Annotated in this window: 14 protein-coding genes and 1 tRNA gene; 4 read left to right on the top strand and 11 right to left on the bottom strand. The window is 64.8% G+C overall.

Going from position 1 to position 18334, the window contains the following annotated elements:
* Positions 1-2: 2 nt before the first annotated feature.
* A complete protein-coding gene (locus tag BMI89_RS13080; protein WP_078571254.1) occupies positions 3-1070 on the bottom strand; it encodes a DUF2793 domain-containing protein in 1068 nt (355 codons plus the stop codon).
* Positions 1071-1215: 145 nt separating this feature from the next.
* Between BMI89_RS13080 and BMI89_RS13075 the strand changes: the two genes are divergently transcribed.
* A complete protein-coding gene (locus tag BMI89_RS13075; protein WP_078571253.1) occupies positions 1216-2613 on the top strand; it encodes a phosphomannomutase in 1398 nt (465 codons plus the stop codon).
* On the opposite strand, the gene BMI89_RS13070 is transcribed toward BMI89_RS13075, so the two are convergent.
* From BMI89_RS13070 to BMI89_RS13060, 3 genes are all read right to left on the bottom strand, one after another.
* Complete coding sequence (locus BMI89_RS13070) at positions 2610-5336, bottom strand: DUF4214 domain-containing protein (protein WP_078571252.1); 2727 nt, start codon at positions 5334-5336, stop codon at positions 2610-2612. The genes BMI89_RS13075 and BMI89_RS13070 overlap by 4 nt on opposite strands.
* Before the next feature lie 134 nt (positions 5337-5470).
* A complete protein-coding gene (locus tag BMI89_RS13065) occupies positions 5471-6124 on the bottom strand; it encodes an ABC transporter ATP-binding protein (protein WP_078571251.1) in 654 nt (217 codons plus the stop codon).
* Between the two features lie 5 nt (positions 6125-6129).
* Complete coding sequence (locus BMI89_RS13060) at positions 6130-7209, bottom strand: hypothetical protein (RefSeq protein WP_143593908.1); 1080 nt, start codon at positions 7207-7209, stop codon at positions 6130-6132.
* A gap of 225 nt (positions 7210-7434) precedes the next feature.
* On the opposite strand from BMI89_RS13060, the gene BMI89_RS13055 reads away from it, so the two are divergent.
* Positions 7435-8232: an ABC transporter permease gene (locus BMI89_RS13055; RefSeq protein WP_078571249.1), complete on the top strand. Its 798-nt coding sequence runs from the start codon at positions 7435-7437 to the stop codon at positions 8230-8232.
* Here the strand turns inward: BMI89_RS13055 and BMI89_RS13050 are convergent.
* The 3 genes from BMI89_RS13050 to BMI89_RS13040 form a co-directional block, all read right to left on the bottom strand.
* Positions 8198-9367 (bottom strand): hypothetical protein, encoded by a 1170-nt coding sequence (locus BMI89_RS13050; RefSeq protein ID WP_078571248.1) that lies wholly within the window; start codon positions 9365-9367, stop codon positions 8198-8200. The genes BMI89_RS13055 and BMI89_RS13050 overlap by 35 nt on opposite strands.
* Positions 9364-11850, bottom strand: a complete 2487-nt coding sequence (locus tag BMI89_RS13045) for a glycosyltransferase (protein WP_078571247.1) — start codon at positions 11848-11850, stop codon at positions 9364-9366. Before BMI89_RS13045 ends, BMI89_RS13050 begins: the two co-directional genes overlap by 4 nt.
* Positions 11851-11941: 91 nt before the next feature.
* Positions 11942-12017 (bottom strand) — tRNA-Trp (locus BMI89_RS13040).
* 162 nt (positions 12018-12179) lie between these two features.
* Here BMI89_RS13040 and BMI89_RS13035 point away from each other — a divergent pair.
* Positions 12180-12740: a type 1 glutamine amidotransferase domain-containing protein gene (locus BMI89_RS13035; RefSeq protein ID WP_078571246.1), complete on the top strand. Its 561-nt coding sequence runs from the start codon at positions 12180-12182 to the stop codon at positions 12738-12740.
* A gap of 9 nt (positions 12741-12749) precedes the next feature.
* On the opposite strand, the gene BMI89_RS13030 is transcribed toward BMI89_RS13035, so the two are convergent.
* The 4 genes from BMI89_RS13030 to tuf form a co-directional block, all read right to left on the bottom strand.
* A complete protein-coding gene (locus tag BMI89_RS13030; RefSeq protein ID WP_078571245.1) occupies positions 12750-13736 on the bottom strand; it encodes a zinc transporter ZntB in 987 nt (328 codons plus the stop codon).
* Between the two features lie 70 nt (positions 13737-13806).
* Positions 13807-14475 carry a CatB-related O-acetyltransferase gene (locus BMI89_RS13025; RefSeq protein WP_078571244.1) on the bottom strand — a complete coding sequence of 223 codons (669 nt, stop codon included), beginning with the start codon at positions 14473-14475 and terminating at the stop codon, positions 13807-13809.
* A gap of 123 nt (positions 14476-14598) precedes the next feature.
* Positions 14599-15474 (bottom strand): alpha/beta fold hydrolase, encoded by an 876-nt coding sequence (locus BMI89_RS13020; RefSeq protein ID WP_143593907.1) that lies wholly within the window; start codon positions 15472-15474, stop codon positions 14599-14601.
* 143 nt (positions 15475-15617) lie between these two features.
* On the bottom strand, positions 15618-16793 hold the full coding sequence (gene tuf / locus BMI89_RS13015; RefSeq protein WP_078521300.1) for an elongation factor Tu: 1176 nt from the start codon (positions 16791-16793) through the stop codon (positions 15618-15620).
* A gap of 167 nt (positions 16794-16960) precedes the next feature.
* On the opposite strand from tuf, the gene BMI89_RS13010 reads away from it, so the two are divergent.
* The gene (locus tag BMI89_RS13010) at positions 16961-18334 is read left to right on the top strand and encodes a cytochrome P450 (RefSeq protein ID WP_078571330.1); all 1374 of its coding nucleotides are present in this window, start codon (positions 16961-16963) and stop codon (positions 18332-18334) included.

Here is an 18334-nt window from a genome sequence, read left to right as displayed (position 1 = left end):
CGTCACACCCAGCGCCCGATTGCGGTGACGCTCAGATCGCAGCTCTCGCCGCTAAGGAAACTCGCGCCATTCGCGGCATAGACCACGGCGCGCGCGCCCGAGCTTGTGACGCCCTCGACCCCGACGAAGGAGATCGCGCCCGCGCCGATGGCGCTGCCCGCCGCGAGGCTATCCGCATCGAGCGCGACACTCAGAGAGGGCGCCTGCGCGAATTGCGCCGGATAGGCCCAGTCCTCCTTCAGCGCCCAATCCGCGACGTAAGCGAGGCTCACCAGCGCCGAGCAAATCTGCGTACCATCGGCAAAGCGGATGTAATCGCCCGAGGCGGTGCTGCCCTGCTCAATCACGGCGCCCGTCGACACGCCGCCGACCTGCGCGACCGTGCCGACGACACCGCTGCCCCTCAGCGCCCCGTCGATCACCGCGCCTTGTGGCATCGCTGCGCGCCCGGTGGCCGCGTCGATGCGCAGCCCCTCGAACCATGTCGCGCCATCCGCGCTCGCCTTGATCGCGAAATCGTCGCTGCCTGCCAGCCCCATCTCGGCCCGGCCCGACCAGTTCGACTGGAACAGAAGGCTCGCCGTCTCGCCCGCCGCCGCCTTGTTCAGCTTGAGCTGATGGCCTGCCCCGGCATGGCTCAGAAGCGTGGCCTCCGCCGCGACGGAAAGCCGGTTCACCGCGTCATAGCCGGTCATGATCCCGACCCCGTCGAGCTGGCTCAACTCCGGCAACGGCGGCACGTCCCAAGCGCCTGCGGCGAAGACCAGCTCCACCGCCTCATCCAGCACGAAAGCGCGCCAGCCCTCGCGCGGACTCACGAATTGCCACGCCCCGGCGGCAAAGATCGCAAGCGCCCCGTCCTGCCCCGCCCATGCGCCCAGCGCCCCGGTCGGCAGCAGGTACCGCGCCCCCTCCGGCGGACCGATCGGCGGTTCGGTCACGCTGCGCGAAATCACCGCAAGCTGCACGAGCGCATCGAGCCGCTGCACCGCCTCGTTATGGGTGACGTGTTTCTGGGCCTGGCTGCCAAGGATAAGCGGCAGCGCGAGATTGGCGGTCTGATCTGACATCGGGAGTTCCTGCGCTGGGTTGCGATGGAGGCCGACGATAGGAACCCGGCGTTAACCGTGTTTGAGAGCGGCGCACGGTGCTTGCCTGTCCGCCCCCCTCCCCCTAGGTTCGGCCCAATTTCAACGGCGCAGCATTCGAGGACATATGGCACCGAAATTTGGCACCAGCGGCCTGCGCGGCCTCGTCACCGAACTGACCGACGCGCTGGTCACCGATTACACCCGCGCTTTCATTTCGGCCTGTCCACAGGGCGAAGCCGTTCATGTCGGCTGGGACCTGCGCCCCTCCTCCCCCGCAATCGCCGAGACCGTCATCGCCGCGATCCGCGCCGCTGGCCTCACCGCCATTCGCGAAGGCGCACTTCCCACGCCCGCTCTGGCGCTCGCCTCGATGGGAGCGGGCAATTCGGCGATCATGGTCACCGGCAGCCACATTCCCGCCGATCGCAACGGGCTGAAATTCTATGTCCCGCATGGCGAGATCGCGAAGGCGGACGAGGCCGCGATCCTCGACCGGCTCGGTCAGGACCATCCCGCAGCCGAAAAACCGGGACCCGAAATCCCGGGGACGGACAGCGCGGCACGCTACATCGCGCGCTATGTCGACGGGTTCGGGGTGGAGGCCCTCGATGGCCTGCGCATCGGCGTCTATCAGCACAGTTCGGTCGCGCGCGACATCCTCGTCACCGCGGTGGAGGCGATGGGCGCGACGGCTGTGCCGCTCGCACGTTCTGACGTTTTCATCCCCGTCGATACCGAGGCGGTTGATCCCGAGACCCGCAAAACCCTGCAAGGATGGTGCACTGAACATGGGCTCGATGCGGTTATCTCGACCGATGGCGATGCCGACCGTCCGATGCTGAGCGACGAGACCGGCACACTGATCCCCGGCGACGTGCTGGGCGCGCTGACCGCGCGGCTTCTCGGGGCGAAAATCCTCTGCACGCCGGTCTCCGCCAATACGATGGTCGATGCGATGCCCGAATTCGACAGCATCCATCGCACGAAGATCGGCTCGCCCTTTGTGATCGCCGCGATGGAGGCAGCGCGCGATGCCGATCCCACCGCGAAGGTCGTGGGGTACGAGCCCAATGGCGGCTTCCTCCTAGGCTTCACCGCAACGGGCCCTGCGGGGCCGATTGCGCCGCTTGCGACGCGCGATTGCCTGCTGCCGATCGTCGCGCCGCTCGTCGCGGCGAAACAGGCCAGCACCGCCCTCAGCGGCCTTGTCGCCCAGCTTCCCGCCCGTTTCACCGCAGCCGACCGGGTCGCCGAAGTCCCGACGGACCGCTCGCGCGCCTTCATCGACCGCCTTGCCGACGACCCCGCCGCCCGGGCGGAATTCTTCAGCAATTTCGGCCCGGCCGAACAGATCAACCGCACCGATGGGCTGCGCCTGACCTTCCCCTCGGGCGAAATCGTCCATCTGCGCCCCTCGGGCAACGCACCCGAATGCCGTTGCTATGCCGAAGCCGCGACACCGGAGCGCGCGCAGACCCTCGTGGCGCGCTATCTTGCAGCGCTACGAACCGAACTCACCTAGCCCGAGACGTCGAACATCCCGTCGGCGAACAGGCCGAGATCGGCATCGATGAACTCGACCGTGACGCCCTGATCGGTGAAGGTCACGCCTGAGCCCGCCTCGACCATATGGCTGCGGGCTTCGGCGGCAGAGCTGTAGTTGAAGCCATCGAAGCTCAGCCGATCCCAGGGCTCGATATCGATAATGACATGGTGCCCGTCCTCATCCGCGCGGAAGACGAACTGATCCGCCATCGCACCGCCCTGCAGCAGATTGTACCCCTCGCCGCCATCGAGCTGATCCTCAAAGCCGAAAGAGCGGAACCAATCGATCTGCGGCTGTGCCGTCTGGGTAATCATCTCGGGGCTTTGCGCAAATGCGGCGACCACTTTCTCGCGGGTGTAGCCTCCGCTGTCGAGCTGATCGACCCACCATGTCAGCCCCTCGCTGTCCGGCGCCCGTCCCAAGACGTTCTGATAGAGAAGCGAGACGAAACCGGCATCGTCGAGATTGCCATAGGTCGAGGTGAATTCGGGCGAATTGACGAAGCCGGAGACGACATCGAGAAACTCCATCCCGTCCGCCTGCATCTCGCTCCAATACATCATCCCGCCAAGGTTCGGCTCGCGCCCCAGCGTCGCCTGATACAGACGAAACACGTCATCGGTGAAATCCGTCTGCGCGCTGGCATGGCTCAGCATGAGCGTGTCGATCTCTGTCGAATCCCGAAACTCCGGGCTTTCCGAAAATCCCAAAACTACCTCCTCCCGACTTTTTACCCCCTGATCCAGCTGGTCGAGCCAATAGGTCAGCCCCCCATCATCGGGGCTCCGATCCAGCACGTTCTGGTAAAGCAGCGTCAGAAACTCCGCGTCGCTCGTCTCCGCGTAGTTCGACTGGAATTCCGGCGAGTTGATGAACCGATCCGCAACCTCCTGCAGTTCGACCGCGCCGCGCGACAGAAGGTCCGTCCAATAGTGCAGACCGTTCCCATCGGGCGCCCGGTCAAGCGTCGCCTGATAGACCCGGAACACCTGTGCCGCGAACGGGTCGTAACTGCGATCGATCCGCCCGCCATTGAGCAGATCGTCCCCCGCCATGCCTTGCAGGATATCCGACCCGTCATTGCCGACGAGCAGATCATCGCCGCCGCGCCCGTCGATCAGATCGCCCTGCGCGGTACCTTCTTTGTGGATATCGCCAACCTCGAGCGGATTGATCGCGGAATGCCACAGATCGCGCAGCTCCGAGGTTTCGAAATCCGCAGCGCTCAGGCTTGAGCCGTCCGCGGTATTCACGATCACCCGCTCATCGCCGATCCGGATATCCGCACCCGTCGCGGTCGGCGCGATGTCCAAAGCCTCCTTGGTGTAGAACCACGCCATGCTCGAGAGGTCGAGCCGATCGATGCCGGGCTCGTAATCCATGATGAAATCGGTGCGCCCGTCCGCGTCGAGCACGAACACATCCTGCCCCTCGCCGCCCCAGAGAGAATCCGCGCCAGCGCCGTCTTGCAGGATGTCCGCCCCCGCCCCGCCGCGGATTTGGTCATCGCCAGCGCCACCGGAAATCTGATCGTTCTCGACGCCTCCGTCTGCGGTGTCGCCGCCATCGCCAAGCTTCAGCGCCAGACCGGCAGGGCCCAACTCCACCTTGATATGGCTGATCCCCATCCCCTGATCGCTCACGCTCGCCGGCACGTCTCCCGCCACGAAAATATCGAGCCCGGTCGCATCCGCGATCATCGCCGCCGCAGCTGGATCAGACAGCGCGGTCTCTAGCCCGTCTGCCAGCGTCCCGATCTGGACCAGTTTGCCGCCGGGCAGCAGCGTCAGCAGGCTGACCCCGTCATCGGCGCCTCCGGCCAGCACATAGACCTGATCGCCCATCGTCACGGTTTCGAGCGTCGTCACGCCGTCGAACCGCGTGCCCAGATCGTCATTGATCTGATCGGTGACCTCCATCCGCCCGCCCGGACCAAGCGCCACGACAGAGATCGAGCTTGTGCCCGCGGCCCCCAAAAGCGCGTAGGCCTGTCCGCCCACCTGGATCGTCTCGATCGAATTCGGTGCGTTGATGAAGAGGCCGTCGCGCGCATCGATCTGACTGGCGATTTGCAGCTGTCCCTGCGTATCGAGCGCGAGCGTAGTCAGCGAATTATCCGTCACCGAAGCCGCAAGGACATACTGCGCGCCCTCAATCTCGACCGTGGCGAGCGCATGGACGTCATTCTCTGACCAGACCTCGCCCGCGATGCCCTGCGCGATCTCGGTGATCCGGCCTCCGGCCCCCATCTGCCAGACATGCAGCCCGCTGCCATGCGACAGGGCCCCGACGAAAAAGCTCTGCGCGTCGAGTTGCAGCGGCGCGATCGCAAGCACCGCACCCGGCGCAACCGCGCCCGGCAGCGTGAACACATCGCTGATTCCGCCGTCATTCTGGTTCAGCCAGACCGCCTGAAACGCGCCCGAAGCCGAACCCGTCACCATCAAGGCGGGGCTGCCGTCGATCGAAATCTCGGTCAGCGTCGCGGCTGCATCCAGCCCCGCACTCTCGCTCAGATAAGCCAGGTCGCTCGAATTCAGCCGCGCAGTCAGCGGAATCTGCGAGATACCGCCCGGCGCATTCGAAAGCGAATAGAGCGTCGGCCCGGTCTCGCCCTGCACGAGAAGCAGGTCGGTGATCGACGTCAGGAAGTTTTCCGCGCCATTCGTAACAGTCGCGACCGGCACCAATTGAGGCATAGTCACCTCCGCTTTCCATGTTCACACTGTCTCAAATGTGAGGCTTGGCTGGGCACGGAGCGCGGAGGAAAAGCGGCCCCAAAAGGGCTTTCTCTCAATATTTTAATAGAATGCGACGGCTCGCGGCGCCCAGCTCAAAGCATGTTGCGTTCGTGGCAGGCAATCGCGGCGTTGAGATCGTCGAAAAACTCAAGCCGCCCACGCTCCAGCACCGCGCCGCAATCGCAAATCTCGCGCAACTGATTCATCGAGTGGCTGACAACAACCGCCCCGGCGTCTTTCAGCCGGTCGCGAAACAGGGCTGCGCTCTTCTCGCGAAACGCGGCATCGCCGACCGCCGTGATCTCGTCGACGAGATAGGTGTCGAAGCTGATCGCCATCGACGCGGCAAACGCCAATCGCGCGCGCATCCCGGAAGAATAGCTGCGTAGCGGCATCCGGAAATGCGCCCCGAGCTCGGCGGTCGCCTCTACGAAAGCCACCATCTCATCGGTATCCACCCCGTAGATCCGCGCGATGAAGCGGCAATTCTGCGCGCCCGTCAGATCATTGTGAAACGAGCCCGCGAAGCCCACCGGGAACGACACGCTGCCCCGCGCAATCACCCTCCCGCGATCCGGACGCGCGGTACCTGCGATCATCTGCAGCAGCGTCGACTTTCCGGCCCCGTTTCTCCCCAGCAAAGCGACGGATCGCCCGCTTGGAAAGCTCGTGCAAATATTGCGCGCCACGACCTTCTCGCCACCGGGAACGCGGAAACTCTTGCTGAGATTTTGCAGCCGGATCATCGCCGTTACCGACGGTCCCGGATCGCGTAGCCGACCAAGATGCCAATCGCCCAAAGCAAAACGAGGCTACCCGCGATCAGCGCCAGAAGCGTCTCCCGCCGGGGATACTCGGCACTTTCGGCAAGGGTCGGCGCCATGAATGTTGCAAGAAACCGGCTTTTCCGGCGCGCCTCGGCCTCCGCCGCGTCATAGCTTGCGCGCGTCGCCGCATAAGCACGCTCTGCGAATTCGCGCTCCGCCATAAGCCGCTCGTATTCGCCGACGATGCTCGCGAAAGCCTCTTCCTGGGAGCCGCCATCGATCCCGAGCTTGCGTCGCTCTGCCCCGATTCTGTCCTCGATCACCGCAAGCCGCCGCTCCGCCTGTTTCAACCGCGGGTCCGTCCCGCTGCGCACCGTGCCGCGCAGCAGATCACTCTCGATCATCACCTGCGCTTGCTGTTCGAGCAGCGACCCCAGCACCCCCGCCTGACTCTGCAAATCCATCTCCGGACTGATCAGTTGGTGGCGATTGCGGAAAGTGGTGAGCGCCGTGCGCGCCGTCGTCAGACGCGCCTCGGCGCGCCGCAACTCCCCGCGCGCATGGCGAATCGCATCCTCGCGCGCGGCGTTGCTGAGCCGGTTAATCATCGCAGAGCTTTGTGCCATCAAGGTCTGCGCGATCCGCTGTGCCGCGCCCGGATCGAAAGCACGCACCTCGATGTCGAGCAGCCCCGCGCCCGCCCCGTGCCGCACATGAACCATGCGGTTCCAATAGGCGACAAGCTCCTCGAGAGTGGCGTCGCCAGGAAGCCCGAAGACCGGATCGGATCGATCGCGCGACCAGATGGCCCTCAGATCGAGCGCGTCGTCGATCTGCGCAACAAGGCTCGGGCTTTGGATGAATTCATAGAGAATGTCGGTGTCGCTCGAAGACGCGCCCGACAGGCTGGACAGACCGCCGAAAAGATCGAGCGCCGGCGCCATTTCCTCCCGCTGCACCGTGAAGCCGACGCGTGAAACGAACTGATCCGCCGCCTGCGCATAGAGATAATAGGCCGCCACCAGAACCGGCGCGATCACCAGCGCCAGGAAGCTTAACGCCACAGTCTGATGCCGCCGCCGCCAGCGCGCCTTGCGTGCGGGGGGCGCGTATGCGCTCGGCACCGGCCGGAGCGGCACTGGCACTTCGCGCAACCCAGCCCCCTTTGCGAGGACGGGCGTCGCCTGCGCAGGCTCGTTAACCGCGTGTTTCACAATTGGCTCCACTATCGGTCGCGTCAGGGTCCAGCGAACACGATCCGAATTGAAAACCGGTAAACGAGGCTCGAAATGTTCTCCTCCCGCGCGGCGCGCATCCCGGCCCGGTCCTTTCCGGCGCTTCGTGCCATCGGCGCGCTCATTCTGCGCGAGATGTCGGCAAGCTACGGTCGCTCACCGGGGGGCTATCTTTGGGCGTTGCTCGAGCCGATCGGCGGCGTCGCCCTGTTGACGCTGTTCTTTTCGTTGACCTTTCACGCCCCGCCGCTCGGGGCCAGTTTCGCCCTTTTCTACGCGACGGGCTTACTGCCATTCATGTTGTTTTCAGACGTTCAGTCGAAGGTCGCCAACGCCCTCACCTACTCGCGCGCTCTCCTCGCTTATCCCACTGTGAGCTTTGTCGATGCGCTCATCGCACGGCTCGCCCTGAATGCCCTGACGAAACTCGTTGTTTCCTACCTTGTGCTTCAGGGATGCCTCCTGACGTTCGACACCCGCGCGAGCCCTGATCCGCTGGGTATCTTGGAAGCAGCGGGTCTCGCCGTACTGCTTTCCTTCGGTATCGGCGCCCTGAACTGCTACCTCTTTCTGCGCGCGCCGGTCTGGCAGCAGATATGGTCGATCCTGATGCGTCCGATGTTCCTGATTTCCGGAGTCTTTTTCCTCACCGACCAGTTGCCGCGCTGGGCCGCGGACACCCTTTGGTTTAACCCGCTGGTCCATGTGATCGGCTATCTGCGGCGCGGGTTTTTCCCGACCTATCAGCCCGATTATCTCTCTGCGTTCTACGTCATCGGCGTGTCGCTCGTGGCGCTGGCCCTTGGCCTTTTGGCCCTCAGGACGAGCTACCGGGATCTCCTCGCAAGGTGAACGATCTGGGCCGCGGCGTTTGATCTCGCGGCGCTCCAAGGAGCGCGGTCCGCCACCGAAGGGAACGGTCCGCGCGCAGAAGGTTGCCGAGCCGCTCCGCTATAGACGCGTCGAGTGCACCGAGCTCTGCCCCCTTGCACAACGGTTTTGAAAGAAGACCTCCCGCAAACGCGCGCAATTCATCGAGATCATCGAGCGGCGCCGGGCCGCGCTCGATTTCAGGATGATACGGATATGGCGCCGTCCAGAGCGGGTCGTCGAATATTTGCTCCGCTTGTACGGCGGGTAAGACGCGCTCGAGCTCTCGACGTTGGCTCTGTGCAAGCCGCTGCAGTGTCTCGACGTGACGTGGCGCGATCGCCCACGCGCGGCGCAGCGTGGGGCCGTTCGCCATTTGCCGTTGCAATACAAACTCGATCTCCGCGCGATGGCTGTCCGGCCGAAAACGGCGATTGCGCAGCAAAAAACCAAACTGTGCTGCGCTGCCCGTGCTGTTGCATGGTCCGATTGCGTTGCCCGGCGTTCCCAGCAAAGCGTCGGCGAAGGTGACCACATCTTGCTTTGCTGGCGCGACCTGCAGTCCTACGTTGGGAATGCGCGCCCAGGCTGCGAGATCTCCGCCAAAGCAGAACGGGACACGGCGGGACGAAATCCAATCGTCGAAGCGGGGCCGACTCCAGACGCCCCATTGCCAGAACGCCGCGTTCATCCACGTCAGGGGAGGACGCAAAAAGGCCAGCACGGTCACGAGCGGATGGCCGAGGTCAGAAAGTAACCGCGTAAAGAAATCGGGCCGACGAATCCAGCCCTCATTCGAGAAGAACGGGATATAGCCGCGCCGCCGCGCGCGTGCGATCTCGCGCAAGACGAAATCGCCGAGAGATTTCGCCGCGACCTCCCGGCCGGGATCGGGCATCGAGACATAGCCATAGGGAGACAACGCATCAGCGCGGCGCACGGCCCTGCCACGCAACGGCATGAGTTTGCCGCCCACCCGCACCGCGCCGATATAGCGCACACGCAAACCGGTGCGCGATGGTCGGTCCGGTTCCGCGCTCCATGCTGCTTGAAGAGCCGAACTGCCGCATTTCGGGGCGCCTATATGAAAGATCGCATGACTGTCTTCGAGCGTCATGCCACCCACCTCTGCGTGGCGGGCGCCCCAAAGAGGCGATCGATGTCTATATCCGATGGCCTGCGTGGCAGCGGCAAGACACCCCCCTGTGCGCCTGCAGCTCTGACCGCTTCAGCTTGAGCGCCGAGGTCGAAACAGTACACTGGCAGACCGGTGGCGAGCGCCTCATGCGTGGTGAAGGAAAAGGTCTCCGGCCAGAGCGATGGGATCAGCCATCGCTCAATTCCGTACCGTGCGATCAGCATCTGCAAATCTGTGGGCTCAAACGGGCCGTGGACGTGGTTCGGCGTGCCCAAATGAAACCGCGTATCGAGACTTCCCAACAGCACGAGCCGCGCGCGGCCATTGGCGGCGAAGGTCTCGCCCAGAGCTTCGACAACCGCGGCACCTTTGTGGACGCCGATATGACCAAGCACGCCAAGAACAGAGCCCGCGGTGCGGGCGCTCGCCTGGGGTCCAGGAGGCGGCCGGACGAGAATCGCAGGCCGAGCCACATCATGCGGTTTGCACTCGATCTTATGCGCGACGTCTGGGCGGGCCGAGGCCACAATCTCTGCGGAGCTGCGCGAGAAAACTTGCAATCGCGTTGCGCTGGTCAGTGCCGCGCCCCACGCGCTTTCCCAATCCGAGAGTTCGTCGGTTGAAGAGCGCCGAGACGACTTTCGAGACTTGGCCCGAGGGCCGATGTATTCGGGGATCTCGCGCAAGCTGTTTGGCGCACGCAGGAGCGTGTAGGCCTCGCTTAGGGGCAAGTAGTCGTGAAACAGGATATCGAGCCGCTGCCCCGCGGATAGTTCCGTAAGCAGCGCGGGTATCTCGAGCGGGCTCGGATGGCCAACGCCGCAGGAATAGATGACGTGGCGATCCGGCAGAAACTTCAGCAGGGATAGCACTACCGCGCGATCCGATGTCTCGACCGTGCTCAGGCCTAGCGGGTCGTGAAGCTCGATAGACCAGCGCACGGGCCCACCGACGCGAAGAACGACGCACCGCCGGCCGGCGCGAAGCTCCGATGCGATTTCTTTGCGCAACCACATTTCCGCACCGCCGCCGAGGGAATGTCCGAGCCATAACTTGATCGGCTCGGTTTGCAGCGCCCCCGCTCGGGCCAGGGCGAGCGCGAAACGCGGGGCCGCGAGCGGATCAGTGGAGAGAAAACGATCGACGGCGCGCGGATAGCTTGGATAGCGCCTCTCGATCGTCGCCTGATTGCAGTCGAGCAGCTTTCGACGCGCTGCCGCGCCGAAGGAGGCGCTACCGCGATGCTCCACGAAGAGCGAGCCGATCCCGACATGCCGCCCCCCGAGCCGCCCGACCTTCTGACACCAATCTGTCTCTTCGCCGTAGCCACGCCCGAACACGGCGTCGAACTGCGGGAACCTTGCAAGAAAGCGCGGTGCGAGCGCCATACAAAAGCCGATCCCGGTCGGCAGGTCGGCGCGCGCCTGCACCGGGTTCATGCGCGCGGCGACGGCGTCGATCTGATCGACGGCACCGGGCGGCAGATCGCTCCGCGCTCCGGCCTTCGGGACGGACAATATCTGCGCGTCATTCGACATTGGCGTGACACTTGCGACCTGCGGATCGGAAAGCGGAACCACAAGCCGTGACGCCCAGCCCGCAGGCACGAGGGCATCGGAATTCAGCAAGACCACAGGGCGGTCGGGAAAGCGCCTGAGCGCCACCTCAAACCCGCGATTGACCGACGCGACGAAGCCAAGGTTCGTGTCATTTTCCAAAAGCGTCGCATTCGCCCGGCCAGCACACCAATCGCGCAGAAACGGCCGCATCTCTGGATCAGTCGAGCGATCCTCGATCACGACCAGATGCCAATCGAGATCGGTGTGCTGAACGACGCGGGCGAGCGCCTCGCGCAGCAGCGCCCGCGCATTGAACACCGGCAACACGATCACGATCCCGGGGAACGTGGACGGCTCAGTCGGCGCGCTGGTGCGGAGCAGGTCGCACGGTAGCGTCGCACCCCGCGACGGCCCCACGAAACCAAGCGCGGATTTCACGCGAATCCCCGCGGCACTGTCGCCGTGGTTTCGCCAGAGCCAGATATCGCGGGCATGACGTGCGATTCGCCACAGGAACACCGGGGCGATGCGCAGCTGCCCCCATGCGAGGCGAGCCCTGCCAATCGGCGGCAAAACCCAGCTTTCCTCACCCTGCCCATCGGCATCCGTATCGGGAAGGGCCAGTTCCACCTTGTCGGGCCAGAAAGGCACGTCAAAGGCAAACTTCGCCAGCCCCGACGCATCAGGCTCGAGCGCGCAGTGCTGCGCCACGCCCCCCAAGCGTAAAATCACCTCGCGCGCATCGATTCGCCCTTCGAGGCGAAGACGGTTGCCGCAGAAATCGTAGCGCGTGACATGCACCCGCCGAGCCGCCGCGCGCGGCCCCAGATCCGGCACCCTTCGCGAAATCCGGAGATTCGCATCGACATATCGCTGAAAGACCCGGAAAATTCTGCCAAGCACGACGGTTCCTCGCGACAGCGCCCAAAACCGGCGTCAGAGGACGCCACTTCAGGAACGTTACGCGAACGAACGTAAATTTTCAGGAAACGGCTGGCAGGGGCAGAGGGACTCGAACCCGCGACCCTCGGTTTTGGAGACCGATGCTCTACCAACTGAGCTATACCCCTAGGCCGTGGCGTGGGTGCTAAAGTCTCACGCGACCGAAATCAAGTGCCTTTCCACCTATCTTTCGCATTTCCCCGCCGAAGAAATCGCCGTGGAACGCATGCCGGGCGCAGATCGTTTTTCTTCCGAACCTGCGCAAGCTGCGCCTTAGGAAAGGAAAGCAAATGCCCAAGATTTCCGAAGCCCGCATTCTGATCATGGCTACCGACGGTTTCGAGCAAGCCGAATTGACCGTTCCGCGCGACAAGCTGACCGAGGCTGGCGCGCAAATCGACCTCGCCTCGCTCGATGGCGAAGACATTCGCGGCTGGGACGAGACCGACTGGGGCGAGACCGTTTCGGTGCAGTGCAAGATCTCGGACGTCGTCGCCTCCAACTACGATGCGATCGTACTCCCCGGCGGTCAGATCAACCCCGACCTACTTCGCGTCGAAAAAAGCGCGCTGGATCTCCTGCGCAGCTTCTACGACCAAGGCAAGGTCGTCGCCGCGATCTGCCACGCGCCGTGGCTCCTGATCGAGGCCGGCATCGCCAAGGGGCGCAAAATGACCTCGTATCACTCGGTCCGCACCGATGTCGAAAACGCCGGCGGCGACTGGGTGAACGAATCCGTGGTGTCCGACAACGGCGTCGTCACGTCGCGCAACCCGAACGATCTGGATGATTTCGTCGCCAAGATCATCGAGGAGATTCAGGAAGGCCGCCACATGCGCGAGGCCGCCTGATCGCGCGAACTATCGCTTCCTGCGCTTCGAATAGAGGCGCAGGAAGCCCATTACGATCAACTGCGCGGCGACGATCACCACGCAGACGATTACCAGATAATTAAACGCATTGTCGGAGTTCAGCCCCGGCATCCCGCCGAGATTGACCCCGAACAGACCGGTGAGAAACCCGAGCGGCAGGAAGATCGTCGACACGACCGACAGCACGAAAGTGTTGCGGTTGACCCGGTCCGAGAGTTGGCTCGACAGTTCTTCGCGAAGCACCTGCGCCTGATCGCGCAGCTCGTCCATATCTTCCGAAATCCGCGTCATCTTCAGCGCTTCTTCCTCGATCTCGCGCCGCGTGACCTCGTCGATGAGCGGGCTCTCCGCCTGTGTCAGACGGATCAACGCCTCGCGTTGCGGCGCGAGGTAACGCCGCGCCGCAATCACCTGCAGCCGCAAATCCAGAACATCGTGGCGCATGTGATCGGCCTGCCCGCCATAGACCTGATCTTCCAACGCCTCGGCACGCTCGTCCAACTCGGTCTGGAACACCCCGATATTGCCGACGATATCCTCGGTCAGTCGCACGAGGAAGGTTCCCGCATCGCTGGGCCCCTTGCCGTCGCGGATCGCCGCGTTCATCCCTTCGATCGCGCGCACCCGCTTGCGCGAAATCGTCAGGATACGCTGCCGGTCGAGATACATCCGCAGCGAGACCATATCTTCGGGGTCTTCGCCCTCGTTGAAGTTGATCGCGCGCAGGATCACCAGAAGCCCCTCACCGATCTGGCTCATCCGCGGGCGCGTATCGACATCCAGCAAGGCCTCCACCGCCTGCGGGTCGAGGTAATCCAGCTCCTCACGAATCCAGCGCTGCGCCTGCGGATGCGTCCCGTCGAGATGCGCCCAAGCGAGCCGCTCGTCCCGCAACGCCTCGACGATGTCGGCAGGCCCGTCGGGATCGGGCGCACCAGTCAGGATATGCGAGAAGAGGATCGGGCTGTTGGTCATCCGGGCTCCGGGAGAAATCGTAGCGTTGCCCAGAGCCTAGCGTCGTTGCGCGCAGCGGCAAGCCTCTCGCTCAAGGCGCGTGTTCGGCCAGCGCCGCCACATCCCCTGCCTCCAGCGCGGGCAACGCCCTCTGGATCACCTCCACCGGCAAGTCCCACCACGCCAGATCGAGCAATCGTGCAATCTCATCGGGGCTGAACCGGGACCGCACCACGCGCGCCGGATTGCCCGCGACGATTGCAAAGGGCGGCACATCCTGCGCGACCACCGAGCCAGCCGCCACGATCGCCCCCGCCCCGATGTGCACACCGGGCATCACCATCGTGTTGAAGCCGAGCCAGACATCCGGCCCGATCACGGTGTCGCCGATCGCGGCATTCTCCTCGAGATATTTCCCGGCCGTCTCCATGTCGAAGATCCGAAACGGATAGGTGGTGATCCCGCCCATCGGATGATTGGCCGAGGCGGTGATGAAGCGCACCCCATGCGCGATCTGCGCGAAGGGCCCGATCACCAGCCGCTCGGGGCAGCCGGGATAAAGGTAGGGCGCAAGCTCCGCCGCCGCGTCCGTCACGGGGGCAAGCGGGCTGTAATAGGCATAGCGACCGACCTCGATATTGGGATGATCGATCACCGCCTGCAGGAACACGGTCGGTTCATGCGGCGTGCCATCGGGCAGAAGAACGGGATTACGGGTATCGGGCGCAGGAAAGCGCCGCGGCAGCGGATGGGCAGACATGGAGAGACCTCTCTCGATCAGGGTTTCAGGGAAACGGGATCAGAAAAGGGTCTTGTCCATCGGAGCCTCCATCATGCGCTTCATCAGTCTAGCGCAAGCGACGGGGCCGCGCCAGCCGCCCGCTTACAGCTTGCGCGCAAGCCAGCCCTTCACCGCCTCCGCGATCTGCTCCGCCGCCTCCGGGTCGAGGTGGAAATGGTGGTCGCCCGCGATCTCGATGCTCTCATAATCGGCGATCAGCTCCGCCCCCCATCGCGCCAGTTCCGCCGTGCCCTCACGCTGCGCCCGTATCCCGTCCCCGGCCCAGATGTTGAGCACCGGCGCCCGGATCGCCCGCAGCACCGCCTCCACGTCATCGCGGTCGAGCTTCACCGCAGAGCTCGCGAACAGCCGCCGGTCTCCGCGCAGATGCCAGCCCTCCGGGCCTTCTTCCAGCGCACGCTCCGCCAGCGCCTCGGCCACCGCGCGCGCATTGCCCTGCCCCGCGCGGCGCGCGATATAGTCCTCACGCGTCGGGAAACGGCGCGGAGGCCGCGCCGCCTGCCTTGGCACCTCGGTCAGATAGGCGCGCAGCGTTGTGACGAAATCCCGCGCCACCGGCTCGGGCGCCAGCGAATCGAGCGCGATGACCCCGCGCACCCGCTCCGGCATCGCCGCTGCCAGCAGCGCCGAAATATTAGCGCCGCGCGAATGGCCCAGCAGCACGCAGTCCTCCCAGCCCAGAGCGTCGAGCACCCGCAGGATCTGCGGCAGGTCGTCCCAGATATTATAGCTCGCATGGGCCGCGCGATGCCCGCTCAGGCCCTGCCCGCTCAGATCGAGCGCAACGACGTGGCAGCCCTCGAGCCGCGGCGCGAGCGCGGCAAAGCTGTCCGCATGATCCATCCAGCCGTGCAGCGCCAAGACCGGAAGCCCCTCCTCGGGGCCCCACGCGCGCCCGGCGATCCGCAGCCCGTCCACGTCCCAATGGCACTCGCGTGCCGCAGTCGCCTCTGCCATGTCCCGCATCCTCCCCCATGGTCCGCCCTGCAGAAGACCTAGCGCGACACGCCCGCGATTACGACCACCCGCGCACGCCCTTCACGCAAAGCAAAAGGGCCGCCCAACCGGGCGGCCCTTCGCAAATCGCTATGATCCGAGGATCACTCGATGATTTTGGAGACGACGCCGGCGCCGACGGTGCGGCCACCTTCGCGGATTGCGAAGCGCAGACCGTCTTCCATCGCGATCGGGGCGATCAGTTCGACTTCGAACTTCAGGTTGTCGCCCGGCATGACCATCTCGGTGCCCTCGGGAAGGGTCACGGTTCCGGTCACGTCCGTCGTGCGGAAGTAGAACTGCGGACGGTAGTTCGCGAAGAACGGGGTGTGACGACCACCTTCCTCTTTGGTGAGGATGTAGGCTTCAGCTTCGAACTTCGTGTGCGGCTTCACCGAACCCGGCTTACACAGAACCTGACCACGCTCGACGCCGTCACGGTCCACACCGCGCAGCAGCGCGCCGATGTTGTCGCCAGCTTCACCACGGTCCAGCAGCTTGCGGAACATCTCGACGCCCGTGCAGGTCGTCTTCGAGGTGTCGCGGATACCCACGATTTCCAGTTCGTCGCCGACGTTGATCACGCCACGCTCGACGCGGCCGGTCACAACCGTACCACGGCCCGAGATCGAGAACACGTCTTCGATCGGCATCAGGAAGGGCTGGTCCACGGCGCGCTCCGGCGTCGGGATGTAGCTGTCGACAGCTTCCATCAGCGCACGGATCGAGTTCTCGCCGATTTCCGGATCACGGCCTTCCATCGCGGCCAGAGCCGAACCCTTGATGATCGGGATATCGTCGCCGGGGAAGTCATAGGACGACAGAAGTTCGCGAACTTCCATTTCCACGAGCTCGAGCAGCTCTTCGTCGTCGACCTGGTCAACCTTGTTCAGGTACACGACCATCGCCGGGATGCCGACCTGACGGCCGAGCAGGATGTGCTCGCGGGTCTGCGGCATCGGGCCGTCAGCTGCGTTCACAACCAGGATCGCGCCGTCCATCTGCGCTGCACCCGTGATCATGTTCTTCACGTAGTCGGCGTGGCCGGGGCAGTCGACGTGCGCGTAGTGACGCGACTCGGTCTCGTACTCCACGTGCGCGGTCGAGATCGTGATCCCGCGGGCCTTCTCTTCCGGCGCGCCGTCGATCTGGTCATACGCGCGGAAATCACCGAAATACTTCGTGATCGCAGCCGTCAGCGTCGTCTTGCCGTGGTCAACGTGGCCAATCGTGCCGATGTTGACGTGCGGTTTGTTACGTTCAAACTTTTCCTTTGCCATCTCGCGGGGCGCCTCTGGTTAGGGGGCCGCTAGCAGCGAGCCCGAGTCAATATCGCGCGCTACCTATTGCGCTGGCGGGGAAAAATCAAGCCCGGAATGCAGGGTTTCGCCTGTCTGTGTTCGCGGTTTCGCTTGGGCAGCGACCGGCGCCGCACTACCATCTCGTCATGGATTACGCTGCGACAGACGACACCCACCGCCTTCCGGCCCGTGCGCCCCTTGCCGAGCATCCGCTGGGCATCTTCGCGAGCTTCCGCGCCGCGCGGCGCAACCTCTTGGAAATCATACCGGAATTGGCGACCCATGCGCCGATCATCTCGGGCAATACCGGGGCGCGCTGGCATATGGTGATGGACCCCGACAGCCTGCGCCACATCCTCAAGACCCGCGTCGAGGATTATCCGAAATCGGTGGTGACCAAACTCATTCTCGGCCCTGCCGTTGGGGAAGGTCTGTTCGTCGCCGAAGGGGCCGAATGGCGCTGGCAGCGCCGCGCCGCCTCGCCGGTCTTCGCCGCGCGCAACATGGAGGCGCTCGCCCCCGTCATGGGCGCCGCAGCAGAGGCCTCTGCGGCGCGCATCAGCACCGCGGCCGATACCGGTCGCGCGGTGGACCTGCATCAGGAAATGGTGGCCGCGACCTTCGAGGTGATCTCGGACGTGACCTTCTCCGGCGACGAGGGCTTCGACCGCGCCGCGATCCACCGGGCGATCGACGCCTATATCGCGCAGACGGCGAAGGTCTCGCTTCTCGACCTCTTCGCCCTGCCCGCCTGGGTGCCGCGCCCGCATCGGGTGATCTCCTCGGGCGTCGTGCGCGACCTCAAGCGCCATGCCGACCGCGCGATCGAGGCCCGGCGCGCGGGCGAGGCGAAGGCGGTGCCCGACCTTCTGGACCTGCTCGACGGCGCGCAGGACCCCGAAACCGGCCGCGAGATGAGCCCTGCCGAGCTGCGCGACAACCTGCTGACCTTCATCGTCGCAGGCCACGAGACGACCGCGCTGACGCTCGCCTGGGCGCTCTACCTCTGCGCCTTCGACCCGCAGGTGCAGGAGGCCGCCCGCAGCGAGGCGCAGGCCGCGCTCGGCACCCACGCGGCGACCGTCGACGACCTGCCGAAGATGCCCCTCATCGCGCAGATCGTGAACGAAAGCCTGCGCCTCTACCCGCCTGCGGGCTTCCTGTCGCGCACGGCGCGCAAACCCGACAGCCTTCTGGGGCGCGAGGTGCGCGCGGGCGACACGGTGATGCTGCCGATCTACGCGCTGCACCGCCACCATGCGCTATGGGAGGACCCGCATGCGTTCCGCCCGGATCGTTTCGCCAACCCGACGCATGACCGCTTCGCCTTCCTGCCTTTCGGGGCCGGGCCGCGCATCTGCATCGGCGCGGGCTTCGCGATGCAGGAAGCGCAGATCATCCTCGCCACGCTCCTCGCCCGGTTCCGCTTCACCGCCGTGCCGGGGCGCGAGCCTGTGCCGGAGATGATCCTGACGACACGCCCGAAGGGCGGCATCTGGCTGACGGCAGAGCGCGCGTGA

It is taken from the genome of Thioclava sp. F36-7, assembly GCF_002020075.1.
Classification (GTDB): domain Bacteria; phylum Pseudomonadota; class Alphaproteobacteria; order Rhodobacterales; family Rhodobacteraceae; genus Thioclava; species Thioclava sediminum.
This window is presented reverse-complemented; position numbering and strand designations above follow the sequence as displayed.